Origin of the sequence: Chitinophaga arvensicola, assembly GCF_900110835.1 — a bacterium.
Taxonomy (GTDB): domain Bacteria; phylum Bacteroidota; class Bacteroidia; order Chitinophagales; family Chitinophagaceae; genus Chitinophaga; species Chitinophaga arvensicola.
Map to the genome: position 1 here is coordinate 3,936,928 of NZ_FOJG01000002.1, position 16,499 is coordinate 3,953,426.

General features: G+C 38.3%; 21 protein-coding genes. 6 read left to right on the plus strand and 15 right to left on the minus strand.

Annotated elements, in window-relative coordinates; all coding sequences use genetic code 11:
• Positions 1–52: 52 nt before the first annotated feature.
• From BMW79_RS32910 to BMW79_RS34445, 3 genes are read right to left on the minus strand one after another with little or no spacing between them, the layout of a single operon-like run.
• Positions 53–661 carry a RipA family octameric membrane protein gene (locus BMW79_RS32910; RefSeq protein ID WP_089903781.1) on the minus strand — a complete coding sequence of 203 codons (609 nt, stop codon included), beginning with the start codon at positions 659–661 and terminating at the stop codon, positions 53–55.
• A gap of 7 nt (positions 662–668) precedes the next feature.
• The gene (locus BMW79_RS32915) at positions 669–1,409 is read right to left on the minus strand and encodes a CBS domain-containing protein (RefSeq protein ID WP_089903784.1); all 741 of its coding nucleotides are present in this window, start codon (positions 1,407–1,409) and stop codon (positions 669–671) included.
• 39 nt (positions 1,410–1,448) lie between these two features.
• Positions 1,449–1,676: a helix-turn-helix domain-containing protein gene (locus BMW79_RS34445; RefSeq protein WP_089903787.1), complete on the minus strand. Its 228-nt coding sequence runs from the start codon at positions 1,674–1,676 to the stop codon at positions 1,449–1,451.
• A gap of 393 nt (positions 1,677–2,069) precedes the next feature.
• Between BMW79_RS34445 and BMW79_RS32925 the strand changes: the two genes are divergently transcribed.
• The 5 genes from BMW79_RS32925 (at position 2,070) to BMW79_RS34045 (ending at position 5,501) form a co-directional block, all read left to right on the plus strand.
• Positions 2,070–2,891 carry an RNA polymerase sigma factor gene (locus BMW79_RS32925; protein ID WP_089903789.1) on the plus strand — a complete coding sequence of 274 codons (822 nt, stop codon included), beginning with the start codon at positions 2,070–2,072 and terminating at the stop codon, positions 2,889–2,891.
• The gene (locus BMW79_RS32930; RefSeq protein WP_089903792.1) at positions 2,860–3,957 is read left to right on the plus strand and encodes a hypothetical protein; all 1,098 of its coding nucleotides are present in this window, start codon (positions 2,860–2,862) and stop codon (positions 3,955–3,957) included. The genes BMW79_RS32925 and BMW79_RS32930 overlap by 32 nt, the downstream gene beginning before the upstream one ends.
• Before the next feature lie 228 nt (positions 3,958–4,185).
• Positions 4,186–4,485, plus strand: coding sequence for a hypothetical protein (locus BMW79_RS32935; RefSeq protein WP_089903793.1), 300 nt, complete (start codon positions 4,186–4,188; stop codon positions 4,483–4,485).
• Positions 4,486–4,563: 78 nt separating this feature from the next.
• Positions 4,564–5,268, plus strand: a complete 705-nt coding sequence (locus BMW79_RS32940; RefSeq protein ID WP_089903798.1) for a metallophosphoesterase family protein — start codon at positions 4,564–4,566, stop codon at positions 5,266–5,268.
• Positions 5,269–5,327: 59 nt separating this feature from the next.
• Positions 5,328–5,501, plus strand: a complete 174-nt coding sequence (locus tag BMW79_RS34045; protein WP_177192430.1) for a hypothetical protein — start codon at positions 5,328–5,330, stop codon at positions 5,499–5,501.
• On the opposite strand, the gene BMW79_RS32945 is transcribed toward BMW79_RS34045, so the two are convergent.
• The 8 genes from BMW79_RS32945 to BMW79_RS32980 form a co-directional block, all read right to left on the minus strand.
• A complete protein-coding gene (locus BMW79_RS32945; protein WP_089903800.1) occupies positions 5,502–6,080 on the minus strand; it encodes a hypothetical protein in 579 nt (192 codons plus the stop codon).
• Positions 6,081–6,100: 20 nt separating this feature from the next.
• The gene (locus BMW79_RS32950) at positions 6,101–7,123 is read right to left on the minus strand and encodes a relaxase/mobilization nuclease domain-containing protein (protein WP_089903802.1); all 1,023 of its coding nucleotides are present in this window, start codon (positions 7,121–7,123) and stop codon (positions 6,101–6,103) included.
• Positions 7,120–7,500, minus strand: a complete 381-nt coding sequence (locus tag BMW79_RS32955; protein WP_089903804.1) for a plasmid mobilization protein — start codon at positions 7,498–7,500, stop codon at positions 7,120–7,122. Before BMW79_RS32955 ends, BMW79_RS32950 begins: the two co-directional genes overlap by 4 nt.
• 165 nt (positions 7,501–7,665) lie before the next feature.
• Positions 7,666–8,064, minus strand: coding sequence for a hypothetical protein (locus BMW79_RS32960; RefSeq protein WP_089903805.1), 399 nt, complete (start codon positions 8,062–8,064; stop codon positions 7,666–7,668).
• Between the two features lie 86 nt (positions 8,065–8,150).
• Positions 8,151–9,086 (minus strand): CHC2 zinc finger domain-containing protein, encoded by a 936-nt coding sequence (locus BMW79_RS32965; protein ID WP_089903807.1) that lies wholly within the window; start codon positions 9,084–9,086, stop codon positions 8,151–8,153.
• Positions 9,087–9,113: 27 nt separating this feature from the next.
• A complete protein-coding gene (locus tag BMW79_RS32970; protein WP_089903810.1) occupies positions 9,114–9,419 on the minus strand; it encodes a MerR family transcriptional regulator in 306 nt (101 codons plus the stop codon).
• 111 nt (positions 9,420–9,530) lie between these two features.
• A complete protein-coding gene (locus BMW79_RS32975; protein ID WP_089903813.1) occupies positions 9,531–10,571 on the minus strand; it encodes a hypothetical protein in 1,041 nt (346 codons plus the stop codon).
• Positions 10,572–10,683: 112 nt separating this feature from the next.
• Positions 10,684–12,147: a P-loop NTPase fold protein gene (locus BMW79_RS32980; RefSeq protein WP_089903816.1), complete on the minus strand. Its 1,464-nt coding sequence runs from the start codon at positions 12,145–12,147 to the stop codon at positions 10,684–10,686.
• Positions 12,148–12,294: 147 nt separating this feature from the next.
• On the opposite strand from BMW79_RS32980, the gene BMW79_RS32985 reads away from it, so the two are divergent.
• The gene (locus BMW79_RS32985; RefSeq protein WP_089903819.1) at positions 12,295–12,624 is read left to right on the plus strand and encodes a helix-turn-helix domain-containing protein; all 330 of its coding nucleotides are present in this window, start codon (positions 12,295–12,297) and stop codon (positions 12,622–12,624) included.
• A gap of 150 nt (positions 12,625–12,774) precedes the next feature.
• Here BMW79_RS32985 and BMW79_RS32990 read toward each other — a convergent pair whose 3' ends face one another.
• Genes BMW79_RS32990 through BMW79_RS33005 form a run of 4 tightly spaced genes read right to left on the minus strand, consistent with a single transcriptional unit; the run spans position 12,775 to position 16,285 of the window.
• The gene (locus tag BMW79_RS32990) at positions 12,775–14,367 is read right to left on the minus strand and encodes a VPA1262 family N-terminal domain-containing protein (protein ID WP_089903822.1); all 1,593 of its coding nucleotides are present in this window, start codon (positions 14,365–14,367) and stop codon (positions 12,775–12,777) included.
• Between the two features lie 53 nt (positions 14,368–14,420).
• Entirely contained in the window at positions 14,421–14,768 is a 348-nt protein-coding gene (locus BMW79_RS32995; RefSeq protein WP_089903826.1) for a helix-turn-helix domain-containing protein, read from the minus strand.
• Positions 14,769–14,774: 6 nt separating this feature from the next.
• Positions 14,775–15,902 carry a tyrosine-type recombinase/integrase gene (locus BMW79_RS33000; protein ID WP_089903829.1) on the minus strand — a complete coding sequence of 376 codons (1,128 nt, stop codon included), beginning with the start codon at positions 15,900–15,902 and terminating at the stop codon, positions 14,775–14,777.
• Complete coding sequence (locus BMW79_RS33005) at positions 15,899–16,285, minus strand: helix-turn-helix transcriptional regulator (RefSeq protein ID WP_089903832.1); 387 nt, start codon at positions 16,283–16,285, stop codon at positions 15,899–15,901. The genes BMW79_RS33000 and BMW79_RS33005 overlap by 4 nt, the downstream gene beginning before the upstream one ends.
• Positions 16,286–16,499: the final 214 nt, after the last annotated feature.

Consider the following 16,499-nt stretch of genomic DNA (forward strand, 5'->3'; position numbering starts at 1 on the left):
GAGTTCAATATTTATTTACTAAGAGCTATAAAAAAAAACCGAATTTTACGAGTCAATTTTTATATGAGATTTCTCTTTTGACAAATGAAAATGGTTTTCTAATACTTCCCGTTTTTCCCGGTCCCCAGACCATTAGTGCCAAGCATATAAAGGTTATCAAGCATGCTATTATTATCAATAAATCTGGCTTACAATGGCTATCACATTTAAAACTCATTTTGACGAACAGGAAATCGAAGAATAAAAGCGCCCAAATAGCAATTACAGCACTATTAACAATAATGTTAATGTTAGATACGGAGAAACTTTTCTTCTCTAGAACAGTCTTATAGATCGGACCTGTTACTATATCTTCAAGCATATCTATATGCTTTTCCCAGTTCTTTTGCCACTTCTTACTACCAATATTGACTAATAACCAGCCAACTGAGAAAATCAGCCCCAAGCAAATAACAAAAAATTGCAGCTGCGGAAACCTTATTTCAATTGTGCTTGACGCAGCAAGAGCAAAAAAACCTGCAAATGCAGCCGCAGTAAACGCCCAGAAATAACTTGCACGCTGCCAATAGCGCTCTATCTCAAAATCTCTATTCAGCCAAGCCCGCTCCAATGCTTTTTCTTCTAATCCTTCAAAAAGGGAATAATACTCACTCTTCTGCATGCATATATCATTTTGATTTTTTATCACTAATGCTAATAACTATACTTGCCAAGTATTCATCCAACTTATTTCTTTCAACAATTCCAATAAGTTGCAATTGAGAATTAACAACCGGAATAAAATGAATACCATTTTCTCTCATGATTTTTAAAGCATCAACGGCAGTTTGTTCTGCCTTTACATAAATACGGACGGTGTCGCTTTTACTAAATGATTTAATTATATCAATTCCATTATTAATTCCGTCAGGATATTGATCAGTATTCAGAACTCTATTCCTATTTATTCTAGTAATGCTTTTAAGCCTACCGAAATTATCTGTGAGTTGCAAATACTGAACATTGTAAAAGAACTCCAAATATCTTCTGACATCGTAACGATTGTACAACAAATTTGGATTATCTCGAAAGCGGATAACGTTCACGGCAGCAATCTGATCCACAGGATAATCTTGAAGCCCTATAGTCGATCCTTTTTCTTCAGCGATTACAGGATGCACTAATTGTATAATGGAAGTATTTGTCAGAATAGACTCCTCAGCTACAATTTCCAATTCAATTCCAAAGCCAGAAAATTTCTTAATATATTTCCCTATTACTAAACAAAAGATTAAGGGCAGCAGGGCGACACCTATCCATTTTATATCAATATCCAGAAGTTGAGGACAGTTTATTCTGGTAATGAATAAAAATGAGAAGATTACTATGCTACCAATAATGGCATATAAAAAATTATTTTTAGAATCCATAGGTCTATTGTAGATAGTTACTTTTGGGGGTACGCCTTTCTAAAATTCCGATGCAAAATGATTAAGATCAACGGAAAGAGTATCAATAATTTTTAACAATGTTGTATATGATGGATTAGACAGACCTGCCTCCAATTTCTGAACATAACTTACAGACAATTCCGCCGCGTATGCAAAATTTCTAATGCTTAATTTTTTTGCCTTACGCAATTTTTGAAGCTTTTTTCCAAACTCTTTTAATATTTCTTCCTCCTGAAGGGCATTCATTAAAGGAAGTTCCGCTAAATCCGAAAATATTTCGTACCTCTATAGATGTACAATTGAAAAATTATCCTATCTTTATAAAAGAGAGACTATCAAATCTTTCCATAAAATACTAATTTGGCGATTCTACTAATATAGCATGAATCGCCTCGCAAATGCCTTGGTCCCCGAAACGACCAAATTCCAGACCAACAAGGCAACGGCGAAGCTCACGTCATAAGGCGCGTGGGCTCGCGTTGCTTTGGTCTTTAGGCGCTTGGTCGTGCCAGGGGACGGTAACGTTGAGTCCTGCGCCTTTTTTATATTCACTCCGCAGGCTCCAATTAAACATACTGAAATGGCTTTGGTGGTTAATAACCGCCACAATCTTGTCATGTCTATTTAAAACTGGAAGCTATGAGTAGATACATTACAACCAGCACACCTGAGAACAGTATGCATTTTCAATTGTTCAAGCTGGGTGATGAAACAGGGCTAAACTATATATACAGTAACCTATACAAGCCGACCTTTTATTACGCCAGGCGCATAATAGAGGACTCTTTTGTCATAAACTCCATTTTACAGGAAGCGTTTCTCCGCGCATGGGATTTTAGAACCCGAATGACCAACATGCTGCATCTCTTCCGTTTCATCCGTCTATGCGTCCGGTGGGGATGTTACGAATACCTTAGAAAGAAGACCAGTAAATTTCATCGCAGCTTTATGCGTCTTGAATTTCTGGAAAATAGCCATTATGCTTCATTTAACCAGGAAGACGAGCCGGAATCCGGCTATCTGTCAGGAAAAGATCTTGAACGCCTCGAAAGAATAGAAAAGACCATTCCATATTTACCGGCCAACAGGCAAACTATCATAAGGCTTTATATGCTCCATGGTCTTAACTATAAAGAAATAGCCAAACGGTTTGCGGCTCCATATCAGCATATAACAACGGAAATCCAGGAAAGCATTGAATCACTGAAATCAATGCTATTGGCTCCTCCACAAAAGCAAACTACTAGCAGGAAGAAGAATCAAGATAACTATACAGCTTACTTAACGCCAGAACAAGCCCAAGTATATAGGCTACGGCATCAGGACAAATACAGCTTTGACAGGATTTCCCACGAAACGAACAGGCCATTAGCCGATGTAGTAAATCAGTACGTTTCAGCAAATCAAACCTTACAAAAGATTCGCAAACATGGAAACAAGAAAAATCATTGTTACGCGTAGAATCCAGTTACTTATCAACAATGATGACGACCAGGTAAGACATACAACCTGGGAAACGTTGTGGCAATGGCAACATTTCTGTTTCCGGGCCGCCAATCAAATATCTACCCATCACTTTATTCAGGACCAGATAAAGGAACTGTTCTATCTGAAAGATGATACAAAAGTCAAGCTGGCCAATGTTCACAAAGATCCGGATGGGATATTAACCACCTCAAAAACCAATACCACTTATCAGTTCCTCAGCAAACGATATAAACAGGATATGCCGATGGCAATACTCGGGTGTCTTAATAATACCCTTGTATCTACCTACAACAAGGAAAAAGAAGCATATTGGAAAGGAGATAGATCACTGAGGAACTATAAACGCAATATCCCCATACCCATACCGGCTGGAGCTTTAATCAAAATCCGGCCTATTGGCCAAAGTAGAAACTATACTTTTTCTATCTATGGACTTCACTTTAAAACCTATTTCGGAAAGGATCTGGATGATAAGTATAGTATGTGGAAAAGGGCTATAGAAGGAGATTACAAACTATGTGATAGCTCCCTGCAATTAGATGGTAGCAAGATTTACCTACTGGCTATTTTCCAGTTTGATAAGCTGGTGGGTAATCTAAAAACAGATGTGATAGCAGAGGCGTCTCTTTCTATGGAAATCCCGGTGGCAGTAAAAATCAACAAGTACCAATATAGGATAGGCACAAAGGAAGACTTTCTCTATCGTAGACTGGCTATCCAGGAAGCTATCCGGCGCTGTCAGAAATCATCTGGCTTTAACAGGACTAAAAATGGGAAAGCGCGGATGCGCCAAAAGGTAAATACCTTCCGCGATGCAGAAAAAAGGTATATCAACTATAAACTCCATGTTTACAGTAAACGGCTGATAGACCTTTGTGTAAAATATCAGGCAGCTACACTTATTCTGGTGGACCAGCAGGAAACAGAAGAACAGGCAAAAGAACAAAAATTTGTTGTGCGAAACTGGAACTATGGCGGATTACGACAAAAGATAACCTATAAGGCCAATAAAGCCGGGATTAATATAATTGTAGAATAGCCCTGGCAAACAAAATATTTGAGGGTGCTTGTACACCCGTAGAGTGAGGCTTCATGTGTACTCACTAAATATCTTTCCTTTTATGGTATCCATATTAGGGGTGTATACAACTACATGGTTCGCGGCTCGTCCTGCAACCGTACCCGGAGAGCCGAAAGCTATATACAACAGAGTCAGTACTCTACAAACAATCAAACCATTTTATTATTTAATTAACCTTTTTCAATTATGGAAAATAGTAACCCGCTAATCAATTCTTTTGAAATAGAAGATGATTACAGCCAGCGGCCATTCAGGCTTAACCAACAAGAAATAAATAACCCACAATTGGTAATTACTGATTTCTGGGAAAGATATTCCCTTCAAAGCTTTAGAAAACATCTATGGAATGGATTTATTAAAAATCTGCTTATGGGCAACATTGATCCATTAGGAACAACAGAGCTATACATAGACATGGAAAGAATGATTGAAGTTACTTTTCTGCTTAGAAATCAGGTTACCGACAATACACCGGAAAACAAATAACTTCCAGGACCAGGCATATCCAGGATTATAAATAATTAAATTAGCAACATATTAACTTTCATCTAATTCAATATCAGAATGGTAATCATTGGTGATCTTCATGGAGGTTATCCGGAAATACTATACAAGATCAAAAAATTCGGACTGGAGAAAATCGCCTTTATACAGGTTGGCGATTGGGGGCTTGGCTTTCAGCATAAAGATCTTGACATAAAAGCATTGTCTCAAATTGATAAATTTCATAGGGAAAAAGAAAACCATTTGTACATATTGAGAGGCAATCATGATAATAAGTGGTTCTGGGATCACCGGGATACTTTCAACCTTCAAAACGTCAAACTGGTACAGGATTATGAAGTATTGGAAATAGAAAATCAACGCGTCTTTTTTATTGGTGGCGGCATATCTATTGATCGTCTAAGCAGAACACCTGGTAAAGACTACTGGCCGGAAGAAGAAATCCAGTTTGATGAGACTTTGCTAAAATCAGCATGTGCTCACGGCATTGACATAGCTATTTCGCACGTAGCCCCAAAAGAGGCATGGCCTTATACCTTTGACCCCATCGTTCTCAATTTTATTGTTAAGGAGATGGCCGCCGGCAAAGACCTGGCTACTGATCTGGAAAACGAACGACAGATAATGAGCCGGATCTACTCATATCTTAAAGCTGCCGGATGCAAGGAATGGTATTATGGTCATTATCATGAATCCCATATGGAAGAAAGAGATGGGTTAATTTTCAGATGCGTGGCAATCCAGGAAATGTATGACACAAAATAATCTTACACAGATATTGGTTGGAAAATTTCAGGGGAGTTGCTCATGGCAAACGTGTCATTTTGATTGAAGACCTGCCGGGATTTCTTAAAAAATGTAATGAAACCGGGCTGCAGGTGGTTGGTTTAAAAATCGGCAACCCGGCTCAATATCTGGAATGTATCCTTCACGCCAATGGTAGCTATGTCCAGCAATTTGGCAAGACAGCACAGGAAACCTGGTATTTCAGGCCGTAGCTACTGCCGGTTCCTCTCACCAGCTTTTCTCCTCAACTCCCTAGCGGACTGTTCTTGTTCTGTAGCAAGTCGCAGCATTTCCAGACGGTCATTCTTCAATTGCTCCTGTCGTAGTACACTATCCCGCAGGGTGGGAATCCGATAATAAAGACTGTCTGTAGTGATTAATAATTGCTGAATAGATCTACTTTCCTGTAGTTTCAGGAAGCGGTATTTTGTGTCTGCTTCTTTATACTCTTTTAGGCTATCAGCCGTATTATACCACCCCGTACCGAGGATTGCAATAACTATTACCAGAACTATCACTATAAAAATAACCTTTGACAAATGATGATGATGTATTAAGTTCTCTGTCGGGGGTGTTTTCATTATCCGTATATTCTGAGACAAGGCAGCAGTTAGCGTTACTACTTCTTCTTTAGGTAGTGAATGTTGGAGGAAAGTATTATGCATCTCCTTCCATATCTCGACAATCTTACCGGAGCTGTCAGGAATAGCCTTTACCTTTTCATCCAGCTCCTGCAATAACGTTTCCTGTTTATCTACTTTGGATGCGAGTGTCTCTATAATCTGATTCATGATTTGTTGCTTTTAAGATTTTAATGAGATTGCCTTTTCTGCTTTCTTTTCTGTTTCCGATCATATGCCTCCTGGGTTAACTCATATGGAATAGTATTGTCGGTCATCTCAGGCTGCAATAACCATTCAATAAGATTTGCTAAATTTTGAATCCCTAGCACCAGGGGCGAACCGTTATTATGCTGGGGCCAATCATTATCGGTATAGTGATTCTTTTTCCCAGATTGATTTCGGGAAAGCGATTCAAAATTCCTTTGCTCCTGTTGCTTATATGCGAGCTCCTTTTTCAGAGATAGAATCCTCTCGATTTTTGAAAGGGAGAAACCAACATCGCTCCCCTTAATCTTTACTTTTTTTCCGTCAATAAATGCAATCCCTCTACCCTTAATTACTGTATAACCCAATGAGCGTATTGTTTTTTCAAAGGCTGGATAATCATTCACGTCCTTCAAAGTATTCCGGATATGATCTCTTAGTCTTGTCTGTCTTTGATCCTGTCGGGGAGTTAATTGCTGCTCTTTCGATAAAAAAGCCTTCGGACTCAATACTTGTGTCAACCCTAGTTTCTGTTCCTGCTTCCTGCAAAATGCTGCCATTCGCCTATAGCTATTACTATCACTGGCGGCTTTACCATCAAGTCCTACCCTGTTTACTACAATATGAAAATGTTGCTCACGGGTATCTTTGTGAAAAACCATTAGGTACTGATGATCTGCAACATTGAACTCCTTTACCAATGCTTCTCCCAACTCAATCAGCTGATCTTTGGTCAGATGGTCACCTTCAGCCAGTCTGATAGAAAGATGGAATGCGGGCTTTTCCACTCTTTTACTCAAGCGGGCTACATCTCTAAACTGTTCAGCCATCTCATACTTATCTCCGAAACAATTATTAAAGGCAAGTATTTCCGCTCTATCCTTATGCTGAACGCCATCCCTTAAAGACATTTCCCTTTTCTGCTCTTCGGACAAATCTTTTTTATCTTCCAGGACATAACTGATAAGATGATAAAAAGAGCTTCCGGTAATTACTGTGCCGATCATCTGAGATAATTTTTAATCTCCAGAGCAATTCCCTTTAGCAACGGCACCAGGTTTTGAAGGTCTACGCGCTCCAACATTGATAAGTCTTCATCCTTATTACGCTTTTTGGCTACCTGGTTGATGTTGGCTGCAATATGATTAAGTGATCCGGATAGTGCCAATACTTCCGCAGGAAATACTTTAACCTGCTGATCAACCTTACCATTTACTGACATCTGCCTGATGTACTCTGATATATTCAGGTTTAATTCCTTTGACTTTTGGGCAATGACCATCTTTTCAAAAGCTGAACATTTGAATGTCAGGATAATATTTTTCCTGACTTCTTTTAATGGACGCCCTCCTTTATTCCCCCGCCTCTTATCATTCTGCGTCATGATTCAGTCCGTTTTATTTTTTTGAATCCGCCTGTAAGCGGATGAAAAAACCTACCCATAAATGCGATAGCATGCGGTGGGTCAGAAGTTTTGGTATTACCAAAACATAGCTGGCTATACCGAACCTCAAGACCCATATGCTCCCGCCCGCATGGTTTCCTTATGCTATAATTTATCGTCTGATTTGGGAGGATCTATCTTTTTACCTTCCCCTTCAGGCCCGTTTTTCTTGGGCCCGGGCTTAGTTAATTTGTTCTGAGGCGGTAACTCCATCTCAAAAATCATAGGATTATCTATCCCATATTTATAGATATTCTTTTTCAAGTCCATCCAAAGTTGAATGTTATAATCCGCCAATTCTATTAGTTCATCACGGGTTAACCTAAAGGGATTATGCACAGATGCGGGGGAATTACTTTCCGAAGCCCCATCATTACAGGCAAGTATATTGGGGCGATACCCTTCGCCAAGTTCCAATGATTTCCCGATAGCCATGCTATTTCCAAATAACTTAATCTGCTTACCAGAACTTAATTGCAATGTTTTTCTTTTGAAGTCTGCCATAATTTGAGATTTTGATAATTGAATAATTACTCCTGGGAGGAGTGGGTTACGGTGAAAAGAAAAAGGATCGTCACCTTTTTCTGATGTTAACCTGGGCGTAACTTTTTGAGGTTATTTTGTGAATGTTTGGTGGTTTGCACAAGATTTGAATGGACGAGAAACTGATTTAAGTCCTTGTAGCTCCCGTATATGTGACTGCAATCCTGGTACTTCCTATCCAGGGCTAATGCCTGATGCGTTTGGTCAATGCCTGCTTTATCTCTATCCAAATACAGATGAATAGCCTGATGCCTCTCCATTAATCCCCGGCTCTTTTTAAAGAAGGATAAAGAATTTAGTACCAGGTAATTGGTTACCGGCAGATTTTTCTCTTGATAGATCATCAGGAAAGATAGAAAACTGAAGAAGCCTTCATATACGGATACTTCAGATGCACCGTTATCAATAAACGTAGTTGCCTTGGGGCTGGAACTCCCTTTGAAATAAGGGTTGCGCAATTCATACCCACCGGCATCATTTTTAAAACCGATGGCGTAATAGTCCTTTCCATAAAGGGAGTAACTAATTTCCCGGCAAAACTGCTGGGAAAGCTGCAAGGGAATACGGCGCACTTCCAAATAATGAAGCAGGGCCGGTGAAGTAATCGGCGCATCCCCTATCACCCGGATCTTTTTTTCTTCACTGGAAAAATCGGGAGCTGGTCCCACTGGTGGAGGCTGAGAGATAACCTGGTGCCGGTGAAAAGAAAGAAAAGATTGCAGCTTCTCCCAAATTTGAGGAATGGTACAATGATGAAACAACATTCCAAAGTCTACAATACTTCCTCCCTGACCAATTCCAAAATCATAAAACAGATTCAGCTTGCGGTTAACTTTAAAGGAGGCGGTATGCTCTTCGCGAAATGGAGATAAATACCAATAATCCTGACCGCGGATCTTCCGGGGCTGGTAGCCCAGGGAGGCCAGGTAATCAACCATGTCGATCCGCTTTGCCTCTGCAATGGGAAAATCATTTGTTGCCATAAAATGCTTTGAGATGGGTTAAGGGGGTTAATCTTCCCGTTCGGGTTTCTGGCTCATGGATCGAATCCGCTTAATGTCTTCCTCCAGTTCAGACAGGTAAAATACCTTCTTACGCTCACCCAGGTCATGGCGGCGGATCAGGGACATTTGTACGAACTTCCGGAGTGTTGGGGCTGAAACACCTATAATCTTACAAGCCTGCCGGATGTTTAGCGGTGTTTCTGATAGACCTTTGGATAGGTTATTTTCCTGGAGGCAGGACTTAACGATACTTTCAATAAAGAGCCTTGCTTGCTCTATACTGAAACCAATAAATTGCATTTGCTCACTCATATCTCTTCACAATTGATTCAGAGCAAATTTGAATGCAAAAAAATACCGGTTTAAGGCAAATACCGAAAAAAACATGCAAAATCCGGACTTTGTTTGTAGGATGGCGATTACTTATTTTCTTTTATTGTTGGCTAACTCCTTCTTAATCAATTCAATGATGGGAGACATATCTTTCTCCTGTTGTTTACGCTTCTTGGGGTTAATCTTGCCCATACTCACTTCAGAAAAACCGGAAAATGGAGTTCCATTTGCCTTGAATACCCGAACTTTCTTTTCAATTACCTGCCAGGAAACGATAAGTCCCTTTGTATCCTTCAATGCCTGGAAGATGATTTTTAGAGACTGATTATCGAAGTTATCCTTTTTGATCAGCTCTAATATGGGACTGTTTTCTTTGATAAATATTTTACGAAAGGTATCCACGTCGTAAGGGATATGAAAATAAGGTTGGAAGGCGGTATATAAAAAATCAATCACTTCTTTGCAAGTTGCCGGAGAGAGTTCTTCATTTAACTTCAGATAATTATAACTGCTGGCTTCCCTTTCCCGCTTTTCGGATGTGGGTACAACCAATTGTTTGGAAGAAGGGGTACCCGGTTGTTTATTAGCATCTGTAATTTTCGCCTTCCCTGTCTTTTCTTGCAGAGTTCGTAAATAGTCGAGTAACATCGCTCTTTGTTCCTTGTCGTTCTCCGCTATCCTTAAAAAGTCTGCATTCTTTTGAAAATTGGATTTCTTCAGCAGCGCCCATTTCTGCTTATGATCGGCGTCATCCAAATCATATTGATATGCCTGAGGATATTTCTTGAGTAACTTAATCAGGTATTCAAGTTTTGTATCGTCATAATGTTGGTTCTCCATCTTTGTAAATATCTCAATTCGAAGAATTGATTCCTCAAAGTTGAAATACAGATACCGGCTACACCAGTCAAAATGATTTACCAGGCTATCGAAGTTTAAAGGAAACGGACATCTTATAAAGGAAATACAATAGTGGTTATGCAAAGCGTGGTTGGCCAGCTTATCAAAGTCAAAAGTCAAACGGGAAGATTTTCTCGTTTGATCGTTGTAGGGGATTTCCCGAACGAATGCGTTTGTTTCGGCTACTCTGACCCTAAAGGGTACATCCTTGACTTGTTCCAGGGTTGTCATCGCTTATAGGTTAACTTGTTTAATAGTTACTTGAATATACTAAATAATAAGCATATTTAGAAGATCTGACAAGTGCGTCATTCCGCCTTTTCAAGGCACCCTAAGAATACTATTATTTTATATAACCTAATACATTAAGTCTGTTAACAACGTCAATATTTAATTGCCAAAACTCATCTACAGTAGCGCGATATTCTTCGCCCTTACTAAAATCGCCGTTGATACCGGATTTCAAAGATTTATACATCTTCACTCTACTTATGGAGTCTGAATAAAAGTCTCTTTCTGGTTCCAAGAGATATTCTTCATCTTTATAAATGACAGCGGTTAGTCCTTTCTGTCTACCTTCTATATTGTAATTCAAGATATATAACAGATTACCTGGGTAGAAAGAGATATCGTCAAATATGATATCTCCTCTTTTAAATTTCTCAAATATGGCTACCAAATTGTTTTTACCACCTATTAATTCAGACAGATATTTCAACCTATAAATCATTGGCACCCGCCATGCCGAAACTTTATGATAATACATTAAATCAACGTCTTCATTATGATATGTTAGCTCTTTACTATAAGTATTAAGTATAGCCCTCAGGCTTAGATTCCCCTTTTCAAGCAACGATTTTATAATTGCGAACAAGAAACCATCTTTAAAATAGAGGTCCATTGCTCTATCTTTATTGCCATCTAGTGTATAAGAATTAACTACTTTTTCAGCAACCTTTTCCATTGCCCCTCTATTGTCAAAATGATATATATCAGAGCTATAAAATTTATCGATATAACCAGTAAAATCTACTTGTGAACCATAGCGGTGATGAAAAATATTCCTGATATTTTCAATGTCACCAACAATGATCACCTTATCAAATCCGAACTTATTTGCATCTCTGGTGCTTGCTTTGGTATCAAAATGGGCAGCAAAAACATTCAGTATCCTAAAAACATGTTCAGGGTCCAAACGATCAAGATCATCTACGACTAATATCGACTCTTTAGGTCTACTGGATTGGATTTTTGCAGATATAATTTTTGTGATTACGTCATTTTCAACCAAGCTACCATTCTGTCCCTCCAGGACATCAATATATTCTGCCAATTTATCGCCATCGCCAATATTTTCCTGATCATGATACGATAGATATTCATCCTTTAACTTACCTAACTTTTCATACATATCTAACACACTCTTCCCAACCTCTGGAACCATTGATAAAATAGCTTCAAATACTTTATCCATTCTTTTTAACAGAAAGGCAGGCAAAGTTTTTAAGTACCCTTTACTCTCTTCTGGAAACGACTCATTACGCTCAAGCATCCCAAGAATAATGTCATACTTTATATACTTTATAATATCCTCATTTGAAGATATGGAATAATTGACAGGAAAAAGGTGATACACTTCATAGAGGTCTCTACACTCGTTATGGCCGAAATAGCGTGTAATAAAAGATGTCTTACCAGTACCATATCTCCCAGAAAAGAAAATTCTATTATTACTTTCTTGTTTTAGATGCTTCTCAAATTCTGTTATGGGATAATTAAACACATTATTGAAGAAAGGAGTTTCCATTCGTATAAATTGGTTGAGTAAGTGAATATATAAACCTCTTGAATTCTCTGTAATCGCAAACTAATAAAAAATCGACATAGCTATACATTTAACATTTTTCATCCAGCCTATAATTTTATATTTACTTCTTATAAAAGTTTAAAGTGTATGGAAGAAAATGTGCAAATTAAAAAAGCTCAGATGCCAATGTTATTCCCATTTGAGCCTGATGAATTTTGGCGGCAAATTAGGCTAATCGTTCGTGAGGAGGTTGCTAGCATTAACAGGGTGACTCTACCAAGCTCTCTCTATGAAACGCCGGGACTCAAATATAAGCCGCTGTATAAGATGAATGAAGTCTGCGAATTATTCCAGGTCACCAAACCAACTATCTACGACTGGATCAGGCATGGTAAACTTAAACCATACAAAGTGCGTTCACGTGTCTTTTTTTTACGGAATGATATTCAACAGTTATTGGGGCTTAACTCCGATTAGTTGGGCGCCTAGACTACTTGTACAACGGATATTTTATATTCTAAACTATTTCAAAAAAAGAAACAGCTCCAACAGTTCGGAAATTCCGAACTGTTGATTTCTCCAATACTACAATCAGCTTTTGAGCACCTTCATCTAGGGAGTAAGACATTATGGATGTTTCCAAACCAAACATTCCTTTGCCTGAAGTTTTCCCCATAGATCATTAAAAGCATCTATCACACGTTGAGGGTGTGCAACTTCTTGCACTATATGATGGCTTTTGCCAATTGAATTAACGGAAGTTCCAAGTGAATATGCTTTTGCCTGTTTATCGATACCACCTGGAAAAATTAAAAACCGATCATGAAAACCATATCCGTACCCTGAATGTTGTAGTCGAAATTCTAGATTTAATCCAATATTTTTATATTTAGGATCTTCCAGGACTGTTTTATAATCAGTAATTATCTGATCAGAAGACTTATGACTGCCTCCATTAATCAACTTAGTAGAATCATTAATTGATCCTATAGCCTTTAATGGGATATCATATCTAGAACTAAAATAAATAGTATCAAATAAATCATTAGGAGTTAAAAATGGATCCCATAAATAGACGCCATACTTATTATTCATGTTAGTTAATCGACGCAGATCCTTCAGTGCCTGTTCTCTTGTTCCGTTGAAGTACTGCTTAAATTTTAATTCCTTTTCTAAATTCTCTCTCTCTATGGAATATAAATTGCTATTTATAAAGTCCAAATAATCTCTTCCATTTTTATTTCCGCTTTCGAATTTAAAGATATCTATCTGGATTAATTCTCCGTCACTAGCAAAAACTCTAGCTCCATTCTCAATCCCCACCTCAACGCCTAGGGGTCTTGAACAACAATTTTCATACATACCAATAAGGAGGTTGGGGGATTTTCTATATATCAGGGCTTTCGGATTATTGTCTAGGTTACCGATTTCTATCACTTGATTCGCCTCACCATTATAATCAATTAGAGCAGCACCCATATAACCATCTTCTATTTTTGAATATATATGAATATTACATTCCGGAATATTGCTTAACTTGGAATGCCACTTAAAATCAATGCTAAAACCAGTTGATGTTTTAACAGGATTTACTTTATACTTTAGAATATCTACAGGAAATTGAAAAATAATATTACCTAATCTATCAAATGCAATAGAAAGATCAATTCCGGTAAGATCTTTTAACATTACACATACTTTATTAAACTTTTCCGTATTAGGAAGTTGAAAAATAGATTGGAAAATCTCTTTACTATGGTCAAAAAATTCAACAATATGAGAACCACTGCCACTAGGTACTAGAAGTTTATTCAATCTTATTTCTTCATTCCAACCTATATACTGTTTGGGAAGAACCTTCCCCAAATTAACTTTTAATTCAGTACCCTCAGGGCCTAGCCAAATTCTATCACTGACAATCTTATTAAATCGTTTATATGCTTCATCCACACTTAATTCATAAGTCAAGGCTCCAATTTTTAGATCTCCATCAAAATCATGAAGCTTCTTCGTCAAAAATTTTTGCTTCTCAGTAACAGCCTTTTCTTGAAAGGCTACTCTTATAAAAACATTACTAGTAACATTGTCTTTCCTATCATGTAAAAAGATCTCAGTAACTGCACAACTATTATAAAATCCTAAATTCCCTTTTTGTAATAAAATATCAAAGTCCCTTAAAGCGACCGCCATTTGATGCTCAATTTTTGAGGCTTCTTCCATACTTTACAGGTATATAAGTTTAAATAAGAATGATAAAATTTATCTATCAATAATCAGCCTTTTAATATTCTACCTTGCAAATACCTATTGACATAATCATCCACTGAAAAAGCAGCGCTATCATCCTGCCTCTTCACCCACTCCAATATCTCCGACTTCTTAAATTTATACAACTTCCCCATCCTAAAAAATGGTATCTCTCTTTTAGAACACTTCCCATAAATAACATTGACATCCAGCCGGAGCAGATCCGCTACCTCCTTTGCCGACATAATATTCTCGTGAGCATGCGACTGAAAAGCCCCTTTGGACAAATCCAGCAATTCAGACAACATACCTTTGATCTGCTGGATATCGCTCTCCATCCGATCCAATCTCTGCTCAATAGGCGATAAACTCATGAGGGGTTAATTTAAATGTTTATTAATAGCCTTGCTGGCTGCTTTAGCCCTATTGGTATCCGGCACCTTCGCATAGATTTGCGTAGTCTTCACATGCTTATGATTCAGCATTTTGCTGACAACATAAATATCTTCTCCTTTTTCTATCAGGTCGGTGGCGTACTTATGCCGCCAGTTATGGAACTTAGCCTTATCTTTTAAACCCACTCTGGCAAACCATTCCTGCAACCTTGTACGAGTGCGGGAATAATTGAGATCCGGAAATATTAGCTTATCTCCTTCCTGCTTCTCTCCTAATATATTTACCGCCTGCTGACTGATGTAATGCTTGAAAGATCGTTCCGGCTTGGGGTCTATCATATATACATACCAGGTACACAATGCTTCGGAGAAGTGCAAATCCCTCCACTTAAGTACTTTAATAGCACTAAACCGGAAGCCACTTAGCAAAGCAAAAATGGAAGATCGGAAAACAGTATCATCATCAATGGGATTCTCTAATAACAAACGTAACTCTTCGTCATCAATGATCTGTCGGAAGGTATCTACATTACTGATTCGCGGTACACGCAAACTATAATCTTCCGGTAGATACTTATCTAAGAAAGCACTCTGAATAATGAGAATAAATTTATCATAATAAGAAGCCGCCGAATTCTGCGCCAGCTTCGATTTGGACGACTTTAGTGAATTGGTAGTTAACAGGTACTCTTTGAACTTCTTCAGAAATATTTCATCAATATTTCTGAATTTAAAATGCTCTCCCATCCAGCGTTTCAGATATTTAATAGCTGTTTCATGGTGAGTAGTATCAACACCTTCACGCTGCTTTCCGCGAATAAAATTCAACGCATACAAGTAGAAATCTGCATCCAGTGCATCTTTATTATACAGGCCGTTAGCATCCAGCATCAGGGCTTTCATGCGTTTGAGATAAATCTTTTCGGCAATCTCGTTATACAGCTTGTTCTCCTGTTTCTCCAATGGAGTAACAGGATTAGCGTGTAGATGTAGATTCAGGAACTCCCGGCGCGTGTATTGTTTGGCTTGCGGATTCCATACAGGCGGATAGTAATCTATATAAAGACTGAGCTTCCCACTCTTCAGCTTCTTCTGTCTCAACGCTCCTCTCATATATTCCCGTATTTGGTGGTTAAATAATCTATCACGGTTTGCCGGTGAAAAAGAAGACTACGCCCCACTTTCAGCTTAGGAAAATCCTCGTCTTTAATCAACCGGAATAAAGTACGTTCGCTGATGCTGGTAAGAGAAGATAGCGCCTTAATATCTATCAGGTCACCCAATGGCTTTGAGTCCGGGGTGTCAACCAACCTGGATTTAGAAAGAAGTTGAGTGTTTGTTTCTGACTCTACTTTTTGTATACGTTCTTTTTTCTCTCGTAGTTTATAATTGCGGCGGGCGCAGGTAAGCGAACAGAATTTGGTTACTGTCTTTTGGGCGATGAACACTTCTCCGCAATGCTCACAAATCTTCTTTATCCTTAAATGACTACTCATTTTTTAGAAGTTGAAATTGGAACTATTGGGAGGCTACTGTCTGGGGATGAATTAAACTGCCTAATACTGTCTTATAGTGTCAATTACTGCCATTATTTCCCTATTTCCCCATGCATATTTGTACCTCCGTATCTTATTACTAATTTAGAGGTTTATGGATCAACAACAAAATAAAACAAAGGAAAAATCAGGCATCCTATCAAGATGCAACTCT

Excerpts from the sequence above, each read along its gene's own strand:
- BMW79_RS33005 (WP_089903832.1), bottom strand. The coding sequence starts at position 16,285 with ATGAGTAGTCATTTAAGGATAAAGAAGATTTGTGAGCATTGCGGAGAA.
- BMW79_RS32990 (WP_089903822.1), bottom strand. The coding sequence starts at position 14,367 with ATGGAAGAAGCCTCAAAAATTGAGCATCAAATGGCGGTCGCTTTAAGG.
- BMW79_RS32925 (WP_089903789.1), top strand. The coding sequence starts at position 2,070 with ATGAGTAGATACATTACAACCAGCACACCTGAGAACAGTATGCATTTT.
- BMW79_RS32940 (WP_089903798.1), top strand. The coding sequence starts at position 4,564 with ATGGTAATCATTGGTGATCTTCATGGAGGTTATCCGGAAATACTATAC.
- BMW79_RS32945 (WP_089903800.1), bottom strand. The coding sequence starts at position 6,080 with ATGAATCAGATTATAGAGACACTCGCATCCAAAGTAGATAAACAGGAA.
- BMW79_RS32955 (WP_089903804.1), bottom strand. The coding sequence starts at position 7,500 with ATGACGCAGAATGATAAGAGGCGGGGGAATAAAGGAGGGCGTCCATTA.
- BMW79_RS32930 (WP_089903792.1), top strand. The coding sequence starts at position 2,860 with ATGGAAACAAGAAAAATCATTGTTACGCGTAGAATCCAGTTACTTATC.
- BMW79_RS32975 (WP_089903813.1), bottom strand. The coding sequence starts at position 10,571 with ATGACAACCCTGGAACAAGTCAAGGATGTACCCTTTAGGGTCAGAGTA.
- BMW79_RS34445 (WP_089903787.1), bottom strand. The coding sequence starts at position 1,676 with ATGAATGCCCTTCAGGAGGAAGAAATATTAAAAGAGTTTGGAAAAAAG.
- BMW79_RS32915 (WP_089903784.1), bottom strand. The coding sequence starts at position 1,409 with ATGGATTCTAAAAATAATTTTTTATATGCCATTATTGGTAGCATAGTA.
- BMW79_RS32950 (WP_089903802.1), bottom strand. The coding sequence starts at position 7,123 with ATGATCGGCACAGTAATTACCGGAAGCTCTTTTTATCATCTTATCAGT.
- BMW79_RS32960 (WP_089903805.1), bottom strand. The coding sequence starts at position 8,064 with ATGGCAGACTTCAAAAGAAAAACATTGCAATTAAGTTCTGGTAAGCAG.
- BMW79_RS32935 (WP_089903793.1), top strand. The coding sequence starts at position 4,186 with ATGGAAAATAGTAACCCGCTAATCAATTCTTTTGAAATAGAAGATGAT.
- BMW79_RS32995 (WP_089903826.1), bottom strand. The coding sequence starts at position 14,768 with ATGAGTTTATCGCCTATTGAGCAGAGATTGGATCGGATGGAGAGCGAT.
- BMW79_RS33000 (WP_089903829.1), bottom strand. The coding sequence starts at position 15,902 with ATGAGAGGAGCGTTGAGACAGAAGAAGCTGAAGAGTGGGAAGCTCAGT.
- BMW79_RS32910 (WP_089903781.1), bottom strand. The coding sequence starts at position 661 with ATGCAGAAGAGTGAGTATTATTCCCTTTTTGAAGGATTAGAAGAAAAA.
- BMW79_RS32985 (WP_089903819.1), top strand. The coding sequence starts at position 12,295 with ATGGAAGAAAATGTGCAAATTAAAAAAGCTCAGATGCCAATGTTATTC.
- BMW79_RS32980 (WP_089903816.1), bottom strand. The coding sequence starts at position 12,147 with ATGGAAACTCCTTTCTTCAATAATGTGTTTAATTATCCCATAACAGAA.
- BMW79_RS32965 (WP_089903807.1), bottom strand. The coding sequence starts at position 9,086 with ATGGCAACAAATGATTTTCCCATTGCAGAGGCAAAGCGGATCGACATG.
- BMW79_RS32970 (WP_089903810.1), bottom strand. The coding sequence starts at position 9,419 with ATGAGTGAGCAAATGCAATTTATTGGTTTCAGTATAGAGCAAGCAAGG.